At 67.7% G+C, this 15,191-nt stretch carries 16 protein-coding genes; 9 read left to right on the forward strand and 7 right to left on the reverse strand.

Annotation, left to right across the window (positions count from 1 at the left end; all coding sequences use genetic code 11):
* Positions 1–400: 400 nt before the first annotated feature.
* Entirely contained in the window at positions 401–1,255 is an 855-nt protein-coding gene (locus AB0C84_RS35680; protein ID WP_361074907.1) for a hypothetical protein, read from the reverse strand.
* A 71-nt stretch (positions 1,256–1,326) separates the two neighbouring features.
* A complete protein-coding gene (locus AB0C84_RS35685) occupies positions 1,327–1,536 on the reverse strand; it encodes a hypothetical protein (protein WP_361074909.1) in 210 nt (69 codons plus the stop codon).
* Positions 1,537–1,617: 81 nt separating this feature from the next.
* Between AB0C84_RS35685 and AB0C84_RS35690 the strand changes: the two genes are divergently transcribed.
* The gene (locus AB0C84_RS35690) at positions 1,618–1,944 is read left to right on the forward strand and encodes a hypothetical protein (protein ID WP_361074911.1); all 327 of its coding nucleotides are present in this window, start codon (positions 1,618–1,620) and stop codon (positions 1,942–1,944) included.
* On the opposite strand, the gene AB0C84_RS35695 is transcribed toward AB0C84_RS35690, so the two are convergent.
* From AB0C84_RS35695 to AB0C84_RS35705, 3 genes are all read right to left on the reverse strand, one after another.
* Positions 1,862–2,407 (reverse strand): hypothetical protein, encoded by a 546-nt coding sequence (locus AB0C84_RS35695; protein ID WP_361074913.1) that lies wholly within the window; start codon positions 2,405–2,407, stop codon positions 1,862–1,864. The genes AB0C84_RS35690 and AB0C84_RS35695 overlap by 83 nt on opposite strands.
* Positions 2,408–2,576: 169 nt before the next feature.
* Positions 2,577–3,056 carry a hypothetical protein gene (locus AB0C84_RS35700; protein ID WP_361074915.1) on the reverse strand — a complete coding sequence of 160 codons (480 nt, stop codon included), beginning with the start codon at positions 3,054–3,056 and terminating at the stop codon, positions 2,577–2,579.
* A gap of 235 nt (positions 3,057–3,291) precedes the next feature.
* Positions 3,292–4,578 carry a transposase gene (locus AB0C84_RS35705; RefSeq protein WP_361074917.1) on the reverse strand — a complete coding sequence of 429 codons (1,287 nt, stop codon included), beginning with the start codon at positions 4,576–4,578 and terminating at the stop codon, positions 3,292–3,294.
* A gap of 194 nt (positions 4,579–4,772) precedes the next feature.
* Here AB0C84_RS35705 and AB0C84_RS35710 point away from each other — a divergent pair, with 194 nt between their 5' ends.
* Positions 4,773–5,129, forward strand: a complete 357-nt coding sequence (locus AB0C84_RS35710) for a helix-turn-helix transcriptional regulator (RefSeq protein ID WP_361074919.1) — start codon at positions 4,773–4,775, stop codon at positions 5,127–5,129.
* 120 nt (positions 5,130–5,249) lie between these two features.
* The gene (locus tag AB0C84_RS35715) at positions 5,250–5,441 is read left to right on the forward strand and encodes a hypothetical protein (RefSeq protein WP_361074922.1); all 192 of its coding nucleotides are present in this window, start codon (positions 5,250–5,252) and stop codon (positions 5,439–5,441) included.
* A gap of 216 nt (positions 5,442–5,657) precedes the next feature.
* On the opposite strand, the gene AB0C84_RS35720 is transcribed toward AB0C84_RS35715, so the two are convergent.
* Positions 5,658–6,149 (reverse strand): TrmO family methyltransferase, encoded by a 492-nt coding sequence (locus tag AB0C84_RS35720; protein ID WP_361074923.1) that lies wholly within the window; start codon positions 6,147–6,149, stop codon positions 5,658–5,660.
* Between the two features lie 185 nt (positions 6,150–6,334).
* Positions 6,335–7,717 (reverse strand): hypothetical protein, encoded by a 1,383-nt coding sequence (locus AB0C84_RS35725; protein ID WP_361074925.1) that lies wholly within the window; start codon positions 7,715–7,717, stop codon positions 6,335–6,337.
* Positions 7,718–8,142: 425 nt separating this feature from the next.
* Here AB0C84_RS35725 and AB0C84_RS35730 point away from each other — a divergent pair, with 425 nt between their 5' ends.
* From AB0C84_RS35730 to AB0C84_RS35755, 6 genes are all read left to right on the forward strand, one after another.
* Positions 8,143–9,366, forward strand: coding sequence for a methyltransferase domain-containing protein (locus tag AB0C84_RS35730; protein WP_361074927.1), 1,224 nt, complete (start codon positions 8,143–8,145; stop codon positions 9,364–9,366).
* Between the two features lie 128 nt (positions 9,367–9,494).
* Positions 9,495–10,211, forward strand: coding sequence for a uracil-DNA glycosylase family protein (locus AB0C84_RS35735; RefSeq protein WP_361074929.1), 717 nt, complete (start codon positions 9,495–9,497; stop codon positions 10,209–10,211).
* 142 nt (positions 10,212–10,353) lie between these two features.
* Positions 10,354–11,088: a hypothetical protein gene (locus tag AB0C84_RS35740; protein ID WP_361074931.1), complete on the forward strand. Its 735-nt coding sequence runs from the start codon at positions 10,354–10,356 to the stop codon at positions 11,086–11,088.
* A gap of 198 nt (positions 11,089–11,286) precedes the next feature.
* On the forward strand, positions 11,287–13,047 hold the full coding sequence (locus AB0C84_RS35745; RefSeq protein ID WP_361075025.1) for an AMP-binding protein: 1,761 nt from the start codon (positions 11,287–11,289) through the stop codon (positions 13,045–13,047).
* Positions 13,044–14,177 carry a beta-ketoacyl synthase N-terminal-like domain-containing protein gene (locus AB0C84_RS35750; RefSeq protein ID WP_361074933.1) on the forward strand — a complete coding sequence of 378 codons (1,134 nt, stop codon included), beginning with the start codon at positions 13,044–13,046 and terminating at the stop codon, positions 14,175–14,177. The genes AB0C84_RS35745 and AB0C84_RS35750 overlap by 4 nt, the downstream gene beginning before the upstream one ends.
* Positions 14,174–15,157 carry a beta-ketoacyl synthase N-terminal-like domain-containing protein gene (locus AB0C84_RS35755; protein ID WP_361074935.1) on the forward strand — a complete coding sequence of 328 codons (984 nt, stop codon included), beginning with the start codon at positions 14,174–14,176 and terminating at the stop codon, positions 15,155–15,157. The genes AB0C84_RS35750 and AB0C84_RS35755 overlap by 4 nt, the downstream gene beginning before the upstream one ends.
* Positions 15,158–15,191 lie beyond the last annotated feature (34 nt).

A 15,191-nucleotide genomic window follows, 5' to 3' on the forward strand; every position in this document is an offset into this window, starting at 1 on the left:
GCTTGCGGTCGGCCTCCAGCGCCAGCAGCGCGGCGGCGAGGACCGGGAACGCCAGCAGCACGAGGATCGAGGTGAGCAGCGCGTTCCAGCGCAACCCCGGCCGAGCGCAGCGAACGCAGGGGTTGCGGACACCGCCCCGGTGAGGCAGGCTCGCCCGCCGGGCACCGCCCGGAAGGCTCCCGCCTGCCGACTTTCGAGTGGATTACCTCACTGCGTTGGAGCGGTGACGTCTGGTTGTGTGCAGCGACAGCCCAGGGGGCGCCGCGGCGATCGTGCGGAATCAGACCGGCCGAGACCAGCACGAGCCGGCCGTAGGCGTCCAGGACGTCACCGCAAACGTCGTCCATGACCGAGCAGAAAAGTAGCGGGAAGGGAGGAAACGCATGAGCGACCCGAGCGACTACACCAACCCCGACCACCAGCCGGACACCGAGGCGATCAAGCCGCCCGCTCCCTCTGGCACCCTGGTCTTCGGGCTGGCGGACCGGTGCTTCAGTGGATCACTGCGGCTCGACAATGATCGGCATGTTCGGCGGCGGCGCGTTCGCGTTGCGCGGGCCTCGGCGCGGGCTTCTTCCAGTTGGCGCCGCACCTCGATCATCGCCGCCTCGGCGGCTGCGCGGGCAGCCTGCACGTCGGTACGGGCCTGGGCGACGTCCTTCTGCGCGGCCCCGGCCGCCGCGGTGGCTTCCTCGGCCGCTCGCTCGTTGCGCACGGCGTTTTCCTGCGCGGTCCGCGCTTGCCTCTGGGCGTCGGCGAGCTGGTCGCGGGTCTCGGCGAGAGCCGCCTCGGCGGCGTCGGTGCGGCCGGTGGTGGCGGCGTGCCGCGCCTGCTCCTCAGCGAGCTGAGCGCGTGCGGTCGGCTCGTGCTGGTCTCGGCCGGTCTGATTCCGCACGATCGCCGCGGCGCCCCACCCGAGGCCGGCGGCGGGATCGATCTCGTCCACGGCTCTGGGTGGTCTTGGCGGCGAACCGTAGTCCGGTACGCGCGTCGCCGGCCGACTGCTGGGCGACTTCGCGCAGGTGCCGTTCCGCAGCGGTCTCGCCGTGGCATCGGCCTCGTCGGCGCGGGCCTCGGCGAGGTCGGCGCGGGTCTCGGCGTCCTCGGCCGTGTCGGCGACCGCGCCATGCAGCAGTGCGGTCAACGCGCTGGTGCGCTCCTCGAACGCGGCGAGCAGTTGGGCGAGCTGGGCCGCCTCGCCGCGCAGCGTCCGGGTGGGCGCGAGCTCAGCGGTCTCAGCCGTGCGCCCGGCCATGTACGGGTGCCACATTGGTGACCTCGCGTAATCCAGTGACGCCTATTCACGGTTGGTGTGCCGGTCCGTAGTCACGGTGAGTGGTCGTTGTCTGGGGCGTATCGGCTCCAGGGGCTTCCGGCGGCGGCGGTGCGGCTGGTCTGCTGGTCGGTGTAGCCGAGCATCCGGGCGATGACTGGTGCTGGTGCCTGCAGCACCAGGTGTCGCAGCGCGGCAGTTCGGCCGTTGAGGACCGGGATGTGGTGTGCGCGGAGATGCTTCTCGATCGTGTCGGTGGCCATGGGTTGGCCACCGCGCCGACCGGGAAACAGCGGGCGAGAGCGCTGGTTGGTCGCCGTGGTCAGGTTGAGACGCTGGTCGAGGTGGCTCAGCAGGAGGTCGTCCATCCGCCGCTGCCGGAGAACTTCCAGCACATCCTGGACCTGGCGATGCGCCGCCACGGCGTGACGCTACTCGAATCCCTTCTCGACGACGGGTCGCGGCTCGTCGCCGACGGGTACCTGGACGAGGCCGAGTTGCGCCGCGCCTGCATGTGCTTCGCCGCCACCGGTCAGCGCACATTCGAGGTGTACCGGCCGCTGATCCTGGAGGTGGGCCTGCGGTCGCTCAGCCACCCGCCCCGGTCGCGGTCGGCACGGTCGCGGTCCGCACCTGTAGATCCGGCTGCCGCTCAGCGGGCCGGGACATGATGAAGCCGGTCCGGCCTCGCCGGTCCACCTCCCGTAGCAACGTCCACCCCTGCACCCGGCAGTAGTAGTCGGCCAGCGCGGGATGGAACGCACCGCGCCGCACGTGCAACCGGCCCGTCCGGGCCGCGTGGTCCAACGCCCACCGTGCGATCGAATGCCCGAACCGGTTCGCTGACGGAATGGTCCAGGTCGACGCGAGGAACACCGACGGCTGCTGCCGCTCGTGCTGGGTGAACGCCCAAGCCGGACATTCACTCAGCACGGTGGTGCATCCCACCACCGTCCTATCGGCCTCCAGCACCCACACCGGCCACTCCGGCTCACCCACCTGACCAGCCAGCGTCTCCGCGATTCCATTCGGTGCGCTCAGCCCACGCCCGCGCAGCCAGGCGACCCTCGCGGTCACCATCGCGCTCACTCCGTCCCGGTGCTGCGCCGGATCCGCCGGAAGCATCGACAGCATTAGCCGCTCCTCCTCGCACGAACAAAGGCATCACCCTACGCCGTGGCCTCCCGGAGACCGCGGCGAATCCGCTGGCACCGGCGAAGGCGTACGGGAGCAGGGATGGTTCAGTCCAACTCTCCGTTGGAGTCCGACGGGTTTTGCGCCATAGCCTGACGCCGTTCGACATTCACATCGTCGTGGTCGATGTCCGTTCGCTCTCCTCGTTGGTCTCCATCTGGGCGATCTCCTCGTCGAATGCCGCCTTGGCCTTCTCGACGGTGTCGTGCACGGTGGTCTCGTCGAAGCTGTTGTCCCATACGCGTACTGACCGCCAGTCGCGGAAGACGCCGCGCACGCCGCTGCCAGCGGTCCAGGTGACGCAGTCGGCCGGGCACCAGTGCGATGCCGTGGACTTGAACGCGGTCTTGCCGTGCTGGCGGCCGCAGTGCTCTCCCCCAGGAGATAGTCGTACGGCGGCGGTGCCATTCGCCAGCACGGCGAGGGTCTCGGTGGTGGCGTCGGGGTCGAGCGGGTACACAGGGCCGCCGAGCCCGATCTTGATGCCCGCGAGCCAGTCGCGCGGGGTCTCCGCAGCGTCCTCGGGTGTGAGCGGGTCGGCGTTGAGCACAGCGGCCAACTCGTCGCTGTCGGTGATGGAGGTGATCATTTTCTGGTTCCTCTCATTTCTGGTGAGCACGTCGGCATGGGCGGGCGCTACGAGCAGGACCCCCAGCGCGCCCACCTCGCTGAGGAACAGGTCACTGGCGCGCGAGCGCCACGCACAAGGGCGCTGCCTTCGTCGTGCATCCCTGTGCGATCGATGGTTGAGGGGCGGCCGGGCGTCGTTCCCGCGTCAGGGCTCAGGGCCCGGGGTGGTCCTGGACGTCCCGACCGCCCGGCCTTTAAGGAGGCACGGCTGCGGGAGGCTCGGTGCCGGTCGGGTCTGCAAGCTCACGTGAGCTGAACGCGGCCTGCTCGCTGTACAACTGGCCGGTGGCCAGGCAGTGGTGCAGGCAGGTCAGCAGACGCCCGTACAGCCTGCGGAGTGCGGCGGAGTGCCGGTCTCCGGCTTCGCGGCGCCGGTCGTAGTAGGCGCGGGCGCCTGGCGACCGGGTGAGGGTCGCAAACGCCCAGTGGTGGCCGGTGACCTTGAGGCGGCGGTTGCAGGCGGTTCGCTCGGTGACGCTGGATGATCCTCCGCTCGCCCAGGTCAGCGGAGCGGCCCCGGCGTAGGCGCGCAGGCCCTTCGCCGTGGCGAACCGGTCGGGGTCGTCGCCGATTTCGGCGAGCAGCCGCGCGCCGATCACCGGACCGACGCCGGGCATGCTGGCGTAGATCTCGCCGTGTGGGTGGGCGGCGAACATCTCCTCCAGGCGGGAGGTCAGGTTGCTCTCTACGCGGCAGATCTCGTTGAGCTGGGCGAGGATGGCCAGCATTCGCTCTCCCATTGCCTCCTCGACCTCGGGCGGCTGCCGCAGTGCCGGCGCGCGGAACAGCGCGTGGAGCCGGTCGGTGTGCTCGGCGACCTGCCGGGTGCGGCCCGCGGCGGTCAGCGTCTTGGAGATTTGCGGGCGGCGCAGCCGGGCGGCGGCGCGCGGGGTCGGGGCCATCTGAAGCAGCGCGCGGGCCTCGGCCCGCAGGGTCCGGTTCGGCAGCGTGGTCCACGCGTGGATCGCTGCCGGGTAGTACTCGCGCAGCGCGCTTCGGAGACGGTTGTCGTACAGCCGCTGGTCGCGGCGCGCGTGCCAGTGGGCCAGCACCAGGACCTTCAGTGCTTCGGCTGCCGGGGAGGGCTGGGCCATCGACCGGTGCAGTTCTCCGTCGGTCCGCAGGATGTTGGCCAGCAGGAGCGCGTCTCCGGCGTCGCTTTCTCGGCGCTGGGTCGGGGTCATCCGTCCGCGGTAGCGGGCGACCATTGCGGTGTTGAGCGGGATCATCGGCTGTCCGGCTTTGCGTAGCGCGGTCACCAGCAGCCCGCGGCTGGTCTCGATCGCGACCGGTACCTGCTTGCGGGAGTGCCGGTGGCTGGTGCTCAGTCCAGCCAGCAGCCGTAGCAGCTCCCGAGCTCCATCCGGTGTGTCGTCGATCCGGGCGCGGGCGACCAGCGCGCCGGCGGCGTCCACCACGGCCACCTCGTGGCCGTGGCGCTCGCTCCAGTCCACGCCCGCCCACCAGCGCGGTTTGGGCACCGGGAACCTCCGTCTGTTCGAGGGGGGATCGGATGGGCCGGGCCGCCGTTCTCGCAGGAGGGCTGCCTGCCCGGGTTCGCAAAAGGCATGCCCGGCCCCGTCGGCGGTCGGACCGCCAACGTATGGACCATATATGGTCCATCGCGTGGGGTGTACCGGTTCCCCCCGCCAGCCGAGAAGATGGGAGGCCAGCTATGCACGAGCAGCGATGGGACGGGGAGGACTTGAGGAACGACGCGATCCCCAACACCTTCCTGGCCTCAGGCGCCTGGCCTGACGGAGAACTCGCGGCTGACGCACCCATCGGAGCGCACTACGGTCGGCAGGTCGCCATGGCCCTCGCACGGGTGATGGACGAACGCGGACTCACCCAGCGCGCGCTGGCCGAACTTTCCGGCGTGCATCACAACACGGTCGGCCGCGTTCTGCGGGGTGCTGTGTACCCCGACCTGGCGACGTTGGCCCGTCTTGAGCAGGCCTTGGACCTCAACATCTACCCGACCGGGCTTCATCGCCGGATCCACCCGCCCCAGACCACGGATCCGGACTGACGTATCAGCCCGGCTGCCGCTGGGCTGGCGTTGGACCCCTCGGGCGCCCACCCGACTAGCGGCCCGGTCGATCCCGGCGTCGTCATCGGCGAGGTCGGGCGTCGGCAAAGGGTGAACTGAGTGATCGATCAGGTGACGTTCGAAGCGGCGACCGTCGATGCTCGCCTTGCCGAATTGGAGTTCAACGGAGCTCGGGCGTGGTTGGACCGCCCTGCTCGGCGGATGCCGTTGCCGCCGCTGGCCGCCGAGGTGTGGGTTGTTGATCCGGGCCTTGGGCTGTGTTGCTGGTCAGGTCAGGCACCGCGTGCGTGAATGGGTGCCGCCCGGAGGCAAGGTCGAGCCGGGAGAGACTCGAGCTCGTCAGGAGGCGGGCGATCACGAACCTGACCTGGTTCGCCGCCCCGAGATGCAGAGCAGGACCGTCCGGGCCGTGCTGACCGCTGGGGTGGTGCATCCGTGATCGCGCGCGCAGCGTCCTGCAAGGTCCGGGAGAGCACGCGTCTGCGGATGGCATGCTCCCGACATGGGCTACCGCTTCACGGGCGGGGCATCCCAGTAGCTCCCGAGCATCTCGTCGACCCACTTCGGGACTTGGATCTTTCCATGGGGCCCCATGACCGGGAAGTACGGCATCACGTCGAAGACGGGGGTTCCGATGACCGCATCGAAGTCCGTGACGTGAAGGTCTCGCTCCTTGATCCTCACCAGTCTCGGATGGCTGATGGCAAGCTGGTTCGGCCGTCGATGGTTTCGGTGGACGAAGGTGCCCGTGGCCGGCCACGCCGGGTTGTTGCGCGGGCTACGCGCGTGCAGCGCCACGTCCGTGGGGCTGGCCCGGTGGAAGTGCCACAGGACCTGAAGGTGCGAGAACTCCTGGAGCCCCTGAAGGGTCTCCAGGGGAAAGTCCTCGTTCATGCGGATGATCGACTCCACCCCGCCTTGGAAGTCGTCGACTGGGTTCGTATGACCCGCGACGACCTGCGCGACTGCCGTGATCTCGATCCGCGTTGGGCTGGTCATCAGAGTCCCCTTCATCACCTGCGCGTAGGGCTGTCCCGGCCTCGGCAGAGGTTCATTGGCACTTCAACTCAGCCAGCCTATGGGGCGAGGCACGTACCTCCGCCGGCCGGTCGGGAGCAGACCGCCGACGACCGCCGACTCGGATTGGGCGGGGGCGCGCGGCTCCAGGTCGGGGTCCCCGCAGATTACGCCTGGCTCAGCATGGTGCGGGCGCGCGCGTCCAGTTCCGCAGCTTGGCTTCCGGCCCGGTTCCGGAAGGGCGTCAATGCTCGGCGCATCTGGATAACAGTCTCCTTCGCCCGGCCCGACTGGACGCCGGTCATGGCGTCGAGGGCCTGGCTCCAGGTCTCGCAGGCGCTATCGAGGTGTCCTTGCTGGGCCTGCACGGCGCCGAGGTAGCCCAGGGTGACCGAGTGCGTCCTCACGAACTGCGCTCGCCGTGTCCGGACGCTGCGGTGGAACTGCGTCTCGGCGCCCTTGAGGTCGCCCAGGTCCCGCAGAGCGGCGGCAGTCTCGTGGGCGAGACTGGCCTCGGTGTAGAAGAACACCCGGTTCGGCTCGTCATCTCCGTCGCTGGCCCGTCCGAGGTCTTGTTCCGCGCGCAGGAGTGCGGCGACGGCGGCCTTCTTCTCACCGGCCGCAGCCAGACCGCGAGCGTGCACGACGCCAAGCAGCGAGCGCTCGCGCCAGCAGGCGTGTGCGTAGCGGCGGTTGGACAAGGAGGCTTCGGCCAGTCGCACGGCCTCCTGCGGTTGGCCAAGGTCGACGGCCTGGTGGGCCATCGCCCGCAGGATGTGCCCGGCCAGCGGAGCGTCTCCGGCCTCTTCGGCCAGGCCCGTGGCGATCGTCAGCCAGCGCTGTGCGAGGGGGTGTTCACGCCCGTCGAAGGCCGTCCATCCCGCAAGGTAGGCGAGTTCGGCTGCTGCCGAGGTCATCGAACGCCTGACGTCTTCGGACAGTAACCGGCCGCTCAGAAGCTCGGCAACATCTGTGCGGAGGTATGCAACAAGGGCGGCGCGGCCGGCGCGGCCGCCGCGCTTCTGGTCGCGGCGGGAGAAGATCGCTGTCATCTCCCGGACGTCGTCGACGTCCTGGGCCGTGACCACGTAGCTCGACAGGGGTTTGCGTGCGCGCGCCCGGTCCGTGGCCCGCTCGAACCACTGGTCGTCGGGGAGGGCCAGGGCGGCCACCGAGTAAGCCGAGGTGGCCAGCAGGTGTCGGCGGTCGATGCCCACCATGTCTTTGCTCCCGAGCGTCACCAGTGTCGTTAGTGGATCGTCGCTCCATGCCGGCGGTTCGAGCTCGTCGGTGTCCGCCGTCAGTCCGATGTCGGCGAGCGTCACTCGGCGACCGAGGCTTCGGGAGAGCGTCTCGGCCAAGATACGGGCAGCCGGGGGCTCGGGGACGACGCCGCTCACCCACTTGGCGATATGGGACTGGCCGACGCCGGCTAGCTCGGAGGCGCCGTGTTCCGCGGCGACCGACCTGACGCGCGTAGCCAGGCGGCTCTGAGACAGACCCGCCTGGGCAATCACGGCGGCCAGTTTGACGTTGCGCGTACGCCCCATGGTGCGTCCTCGTCCCCGAAACGATCTTTCATGACGTTCATTGGTTCCGCGACCTCGCCGGGATTCCCAGCGCCGCGCAGACGCGGTTGTCTCGTGAAGAAGATATTCCCTCAGCGTCTCGCCAGAGCTGGTGAATCGACGACATCACGCAGACGAACTCAGGCCATGGCCGGAGACGGCCTTGCCGGCGGTCTGGAGAAGGGGCCGATGAACGTGCAGCACCTGACACGGAAACGCCGCACGGCAGGTCGGCGTGCTCGTCGCCATCCAGCCGTTGCCACGGCGACCTCATCCGAAGTTCACGTTCCGTGTCACCGCGAAGAATGCCCCGTGATGGTGATCACGCGCTTGGTTCTGCACACCAACGGGAGGCATAGCGCGGCCGGGGGGCAGAGGCCCACATGAGTCCGAACAGTACTTACTGGATGAACTACGCCATTCGGGTTGCACAAAGGGCGTCGCAATCAGGTCGGCAGGTCGGCGTTGCGCTCGTTTCTAGAGACGAAGAGTTAATTTGTTCCGCCTTCGAGGGAGAAGTCCGCGGCGAATCCTGGTATCGCACTCTTCGGAGCAGGATGCAGCGACTCGGAAAATCGAGCGCGCACAGCGCATATCTGACGATCAACACACTGTCGGCGAAGCAGTCGTTTGAGCTCGGCGAACTCTTGAAAGAAGTGCGTATCGACAGGGTTTGCATCGGTCTGCCAGACCCCGCGCTGACGCGTTACCTCGATGGCGATCCCGTCACTGCACGGGGTCATGTACAACGCTTCACGGATGCTCTGCAGCGCGAGATTCTCGACCAGAACCAAGCCTTATACGCAGCGAGTGCGCAAAGTATCGAGTGCAATCCTCACTACTCGACACATCGCATCAGTGAAGCCGTCTCCTCCAGGCTGAAGTCGAAGGGTTTCGCGCTTTCCAGGAGTGATGTCAATGCGAACAGGGGGAGGATCGCGCTCGCTTCTCTGATCTGCCAGAGGTTTGGGATCGAGTACAGAGAGGCTGATCGCGCCGTAAACGAAGCACTGTCCGAAGCATTTGACGCGAAGTACGGCACCTATGACTACGCGTACGACGCTCGGGCCGCCAACTTAAGGTGGACCGAAGACTTCATGTCGGTTTACGGCAGGTCGTCCACAAGCCCTCTGCCTACCGTCAACATCCTCAACGTCGGCGTCGGATCCGGCTACGAAGCAGCAACCTTGTTCTCAGACTGCTCGCAGATCACCTTCGTTGACATCGCGGAACGTGGCCTCGCCAATGTAAGCCGACGCATTCCCTCGTCGAAAACCGTCGTCTCCAGCGCCGAAGACCTCTCTGCCCTACCGGATGACAATTACGATCTGTATGTCTCCTTGAGGACGTACAACTCGTCGTTCTTCGATACGTCCGCAGCAGCCTCAGAGGCGCATAGAGTACTGAAGCCCGGCGCGGTGATTATCGTCTCCGTAGCCAACGGATTTCTATATACTCAGCGGGGCTGCGTTGTTCCGGGACTGATCATCCCCGGCACGGACTTCGTCGACATCTATCGCGGGATGGACACGGCCAACCTGATTAGCGCGGAGCTCGATCGTACCGGTTTCAGAGACATCCGAATGTTCCCAACAAGTACCGAGATCTATCTATCGGCTGTCACCGCCTAATGTTTCCATCGCCCCTCCAGCCGATTATGTTCGCGACGTCCCATCAGTTCTTCGGGACGGCTGAATCGCAGACGGCCGGGCGCGACCGGACTGTTCGGAGTGACCAGCGTGAAAGAAGGACTTCTGCAATGAACGGGCGAACGACTGTTGCCCATCGGATCCTGCAGTTCAACGAGGAGCTTGCGGGAACGACGCTTGAACTGCCTCCCGGTTTCAAGGTCATCAACCCGTTCAGCGGCCCCCAGAGGGAGCGCGTCCGGGAGGTCACGACGGCGTTCTACAACAAGTACTACGACGATGATGAACCGCGCCGGCTGGTACTGGGGAGCTCGCCCGCCCGACGCGGCACGGCCGTAACCGGGGTCCCGTTCGAAGACGCCGAGCTCCTCGAAAGCGACACGGGAGTCGATGTCGACGGCTATGCGGTGAGCCAGCCTGCCGCCAGATTTCTGTACGACGTCATCAGCCGCTACGGGGGCCGCGACAAGTTCTATGCCGACTTCGTCATGAGTTTTGTCTGCCCCCTTGGCCTGGTGAGAACGAAACCCCGGGGGAAGGAGGTCAACTGCAACTACTACGACAACAAGCAGCTGCTGGAGCTCCTACACCCTTTCCTCGTGGGCACCTTGGAACGCCAACTGGCATTCGGAATTGACACTTCGGTGTGCTATTGCATCGGCAAGGGCGAAAACTTCGCGTTCCTCTCGCAATTGAACGAAGGCCAGCGATTCTTCCGAAAAATCGTACCTTTGGCGCACCCGCGCTTCATCACCCAATACAGTCCGGATAGAGAGGAAGAATTCGCCGACAAGTACCTCAGAGCCTTCCGCGGACAAGACGATTAGTCGTTGCGTCCTCCAGAACGCTTCCCAACCTCTCAGCTGATTAGACGAAGGCCGCAGGTCCCCAACGCGCCGGAACGAGATGAAGGAGAACAGTACATTGGCGACAGAAGGCAGAGTCCTGGTCCACTTCAACTCGGAACGCGTGACCGTTTACCACTCCCAGGGCTGCGAGTTGAAACTACTCAAAAGGGAGTGGCTCACGTTCGACGACAGCCGCAACCACGAGGTGCTGGCAGACAGAGTCGGCGCGTTTTGCGCCGGACTCACGGAGTTCAACAAGGTCGTCGACAACAAGACAACGCGCCTGCACGCCACCGGGGTCTTTCAGCAGCTCCCACAGCCGGAAGCGGCCGCACTGGTCAACGGCGTCTATGTCGACACCGGCCTCTATCTCAACATAGTCAGACCTGAGCTGGAGCAGTTCTACCTGAAAACAGGCATGTCCGCGTGCGGATCGGACGACATGCTGGAAGGCCTGATCCGGCGCGAGTTCCGGAACGCCGTTGTCTGCGGCAGCTTCCAGCAATCTCTGGGGTACATCGAGGACGCTATCGCCCGCCTACGCGAGAGCGGCACCGTAGTGCTGAGCCCTCGGTCCACAAAAATCAAGCCGGAGACCGCGGGCACCGACTTCATCCTCTTCGACTACCAGGATCTCCTGAAGAACGAACGCGACACGTGGCGGCACAAGTACCTGCATATGGACACGTTCAGGCAAGCCGACGCTGTTGTCGTATGCAACCCCGGTGGCCTCGTCGGAAAGGGCACTATCTTCGAGCTCGGCTTCATGTCCGCGATTTCCAAGAGGGTCATCTTTACGGAGGAGCCCCTGGGCGTTTCTGTCCTGTTCCCCTGTGAGGTCGGCCTGGGATTTTGAGCGCTCCCGCTGAGGGCTGCGGCATCCCGCCTCCGTTCTTGAACCCCGACCGGAATCAAGCAGCGTTTCGGCGAACGGCACAGGGCCGGGAGCAGGCCTCCGGATCGTCCTCGCTCTCCGTCCACCCAGTTCTTACTTCTCGGCTACGAAGATTCGGAAGGGGCCTCGCTGGTGCGCGATTCAGAACCCATCGACATAGTGCGTGACAGGCTGCGAGAGATCGTGGCGTCTGTCCTTGAAGCGGAGAAGGAGGACATCGAGTCTGATGCCCTGTTCTGTGAGGACCTTGGAATGAGCTCCTTGGAGAAGGTTGCGGTCGTGGCCGCGATCGAGCGCGAGTTCGGAGCCTTGTCCGCTGAGGAGGCGGCTGCCCTCACCAGCCTGGACGCCGCGGTTTCCGTGCTCGGCGAGCGGGCGGCAAGCCTCCACGGTGTCAACCTGATCGACCGCCTGGTGGCGGGTCATATTTCCGCCGGCCAGGGCGAAAGGACCAGCTACCTCGACCCGCAGGCGGGAGAGATCACCTACGCCGCCCTCCTGGAGGCAGCCCGTGGGTACGCGGGCGCCCTCAGGGCAGCAGGCGTGCCTGAGGGCGTCCGCGGCCTCCTGGTCGCCGACGACTCCGTGGCGACCGCCGTCGCCGTCCTCGGTCTGTGGTGGCACGGCTGCGTCCCCGTGGTGATCAGCCCGATGCTCACCGACGACGAAGTCCGCTACATCGCCGAGAACTGCGCCGCCGCGATGGTGCACCTGGACGCGGCCCCCAAGCGGCAACGCACCTTGGAGGAGCTGTTCGCGACGACAACCCGGTTCGCCGGCGCGGACGTCCGGGCCGCTCTGGCCACGGCCGAGCCCGGCCCCGCACGACGCCCGCAGGAGGCCGGGCCGCCGGCCGCGTGGAGTGCGGGGCGTGAGGCGCTCGTGCAGTACACCTCCGGAAGTACCGGCCAGCCCAAGGGAGTGCGGCACTCGGCGGGTGCGATCGCGGCCCTGTCCGACGGCATCAGCACCGTCCTGGCGCTGACCCCCGAGGACACCGTGCTGTCCACCGCCCGGATGTCCTTCGGCTACGGCTTCGGCAGTTCCGTCCTGTGCCCTCTGGCGGCCGGCTCCCGGATTGCGCTCATCCGCGGCCCGGTCGACGTTCACTCACTCGCCGCCGCGCTGCGGCGCCACCAACCCACCGTGCTGTTCTCCGTCCCACGGCTGTACGCCGCGCTGCTGAACGCACCCGGGACGGCGGAGCTCGCCTTCGACTCCGTGCGGCTGTGCGTTTCGGCGGGCGAGAATCTGCCGGGTCCGCTCAGCGAGCGGATCCGCACCGCCTTCCAGGCCGAGCTGCTCAACGGTCTCGGCGCTACCGAGGTGCTCCACATCGTCGTCGGCACGCTGCCGGGGGACGAGCGTCCGGGGACCTTCGGGGTCCCGGTGCCCGGGATTACCGCGACCGTCCGTGCTGTGGACGGCACGCCCGTCGCCGACGGGGAGGAGGGTCGGCTCCACATCGCCGGCCCGACCGTCGCCCTCGGTTACATCGGCCGGCCGGAGGCCGCTGCGGTCACCTTCGCCGACGGCGGTGCGTACACCGGCGACGTGGTGCGCTGTGCGCCGGACGGCACGTTCACCCATCTCTGCCGCGCCGATGACCTGCTCAACCTGGGCGGCTACAAGGTCGTGCCGCGTGAGATCGAGAGCGTCATCCGCGGTGCGGAAGGGGTCCAGGACTGCGTGGTGGTCGGCTGCCGCGACGCTGACGGCCTGGAGCAGGCCGTGGCGTATCTGGTGGCCCGGCCGGGATTCGACCCGGCCGTGGTGCGGCGCGCGGTGATCGTCGTGATCCGTGGCGGTCTCGCCGCCCACAAGCGGCCCGCCCGTCTGGAGTTCCTCGACGAGCTCCCGACCACCTCGACCGGCAAACTGGCCGCCTTCGAGCTCAGGAGGGCGGCTGCGCAACCGTGACCTGGGACCTTACGGGCATGGCCGCCGTCGCCAACATCGGTGCCAGCCCCCGCGAGATCTTCGCCGCGTTGTGCGCGGGCCAGGAGAGCCGCAAACCTCTGAAGGCCTTCGACCCCGCCAAGTACAGGGCGGCCTACGCCTACGAGATCGACGACCGGCCCGAGGGCGGTGGCGACATCCCGCGGCGCGCCACCCGCTGGCTCACCACCGTTGTTCGGCAGGCAGTCGCCGACGCGGGCCTGGAGGACCTGTCCCAGGTACCCGTGCTGGTCGGGACCACCATGCGCGAGCAGCGCAGCCTCGAACTGTGGTGGCGTGACCACGCGGACGTCGCCCTCGAAGACCTGCACTTCGGCACCGCCCTGAAGGAGACCTTCGACGCGTCCACCACCTACACCTTCGCCAACGCCTGCTCAGCCACGCTGTACGCGCTCGCCATGGCCACCGACATGATCGAGCTCGGAATGGCCGACACGGTCGTCGTCGCTGGCACCGACGCCGCCACCGAGAGCGGTTTCGGCACGCTCGACCGGGTGCAGAACGACATCCCCGACGCGCTGCGCCCCTTCGACACCACGCACAAGGGCATGCTGATGGGGGAGGGTGCGGCAGCCGTCGTCGTCCAGCGCGCCGGCACCGCGATCGGGCCCGTGCACGCCCGGGTGCGCGGTGTGTCTATGAACTGCGACGCTCACCACGCCACTGCGCCCGACCCCGACGGCATCACACGCGCGGTCCAGGACGCCTACAGCAGAGCAGGGGTGCGGGCGGAGGACATCGACCTGGTGATGCTGCACGGCAGCGGAACCCCCCGCAACGACGCGACGGAGTCGAGCGTCCTGCGCCGCATCTTCCACGGCGCCGGAACCGGTCCGCGGATGACCGCCATCAAGGCGATGACCGGCCACACCCTGGGCGGTTCGGGACTCCTCAGCCTGCTGATGGCGGTGCTCGCCATGAAAGAAGGGACGGTCCCCCCGGTCGTGGGACTCACCGACCCGATCCCCGAGGCCGCGGGACTCGGCCTGGTGCAAGGCGCCCCCGCAGTCGGCGACCTGAACATCGCTCAGATCGACGCGTTCGGCTTCGGAGGGATCAGCGCCGTCGCGATCGTGGAGGCAGCCCGATGAGCGCGACGAGCACCGCACGGATGAGGAACCCGAGCGCCCGAGAGGTCGTCGTCACGGGCATCGGACTGATGCTCCCCGGTGTCGCGACGTACGGTGACCTTCTCGGACCGCTGCCCGGCGAGGGCCGCATCGACCCGGCAACCGGGCTCAGCGGACGCGAGATGCGCCACAAGGACCGCGCGTCCCGGCTCGCCCTTCGGGCTGCCGAGTCCGCCCTCCACGACGCGGGCCTGACCGACGCCCACGCGACGTTCACGGGCGTCGTTGACTCGACCGCCGTCGTGGTCAGCACCAACCTGGGCAACGTGGACAGCGTCTGCGAAGCCACCGACACCATCGCCAGGGAAGGCGTCCGGGGCCTCAGCCCACTGGGCCTGCCGCAGACATCAAGCAACGTCATCGCCGGCTGGGTGGCCATCCGCTACGGGCTGCGCGGCCCTAACCTCACCGTCTGCAACGGCGTCACCAGCGGTCTGGACGCCCTGGCCTGGGCCCGAAACCTCATCGTGGCCGGGCGCGCCGAAGCAGCTGTTGTCGTCGGCGTCGAACCAGCCAATGACGTAACGGCGAAGCTGCTTGGCTGCGAGCAGTCCATCGAGGCGGCGGTCGCGATCGTGCTGGAACCAGCGGACGCAGTCGCTTCCCGACACGCACGGCCGCGCGCCACGATCGCCGGGTACGCGCGGGCCCGGGACCTCGCCGCGGCGCTGACCTCCACCGGGGTGACCGAGGAGAAGCCCTTCGGACTGTGGCTCGTGGACGAGGCGGGTGCCGGGGCGGGGGCCGGGGCGGTCCCGCTGCTCGCAGCCACGCGCCGGATCGACCTGGAAGCCCAGCTGGGCCCGCTGTCCGGGGCGCTGGGCGTCCTGCAGTGCGCCGCCGCGGCTGCCCATCTGGAGAGCGGCCCCACCGGGAACGTGCTCGCTACGGCTGGAGGCCCTCGCCACGACGCGGCAGCCGCTCTGCTGCTGACCCTTTGACCGACCACTCGTCCACCCACGTAGGAGCCACGGG

Source organism: Actinomadura sp. NPDC048955 (assembly GCF_040649435.1).
Lineage (GTDB): Bacteria > Actinomycetota > Actinomycetes > Streptosporangiales > Streptosporangiaceae > Spirillospora > Spirillospora luteofluorescens.

What these genes read in the sequence shown, in the direction of transcription:
- AB0C84_RS35680 (WP_361074907.1), bottom strand. Translation starts at nt 1,255, where the DNA reads ATGGCCGGGCGCACGGCTGAGACCGCTGAGCTCGCGCCCACCCGGACG.
- AB0C84_RS35685 (WP_361074909.1), bottom strand. Translation starts at nt 1,536, where the DNA reads ATGGCCACCGACACGATCGAGAAGCATCTCCGCGCACACCACATCCCG.
- AB0C84_RS35695 (WP_361074913.1), bottom strand. Translation starts at nt 2,407, where the DNA reads ATGCTGTCGATGCTTCCGGCGGATCCGGCGCAGCACCGGGACGGAGTG.
- AB0C84_RS35700 (WP_361074915.1), bottom strand. Translation starts at nt 3,056, where the DNA reads ATGATCACCTCCATCACCGACAGCGACGAGTTGGCCGCTGTGCTCAAC.
- AB0C84_RS35710 (WP_361074919.1), top strand. Translation starts at nt 4,773, where the DNA reads ATGCACGAGCAGCGATGGGACGGGGAGGACTTGAGGAACGACGCGATC.
- AB0C84_RS35720 (WP_361074923.1), bottom strand. Translation starts at nt 6,149, where the DNA reads ATGACCAGCCCAACGCGGATCGAGATCACGGCAGTCGCGCAGGTCGTC.
- AB0C84_RS35725 (WP_361074925.1), bottom strand. Translation starts at nt 7,717, where the DNA reads ATGGGGCGTACGCGCAACGTCAAACTGGCCGCCGTGATTGCCCAGGCG.
- AB0C84_RS35730 (WP_361074927.1), top strand. Translation starts at nt 8,143, where the DNA reads ATGAACTACGCCATTCGGGTTGCACAAAGGGCGTCGCAATCAGGTCGG.
- AB0C84_RS35735 (WP_361074929.1), top strand. Translation starts at nt 9,495, where the DNA reads ATGAACGGGCGAACGACTGTTGCCCATCGGATCCTGCAGTTCAACGAG.
- AB0C84_RS35755 (WP_361074935.1), top strand. Translation starts at nt 14,174, where the DNA reads ATGAGCGCGACGAGCACCGCACGGATGAGGAACCCGAGCGCCCGAGAG.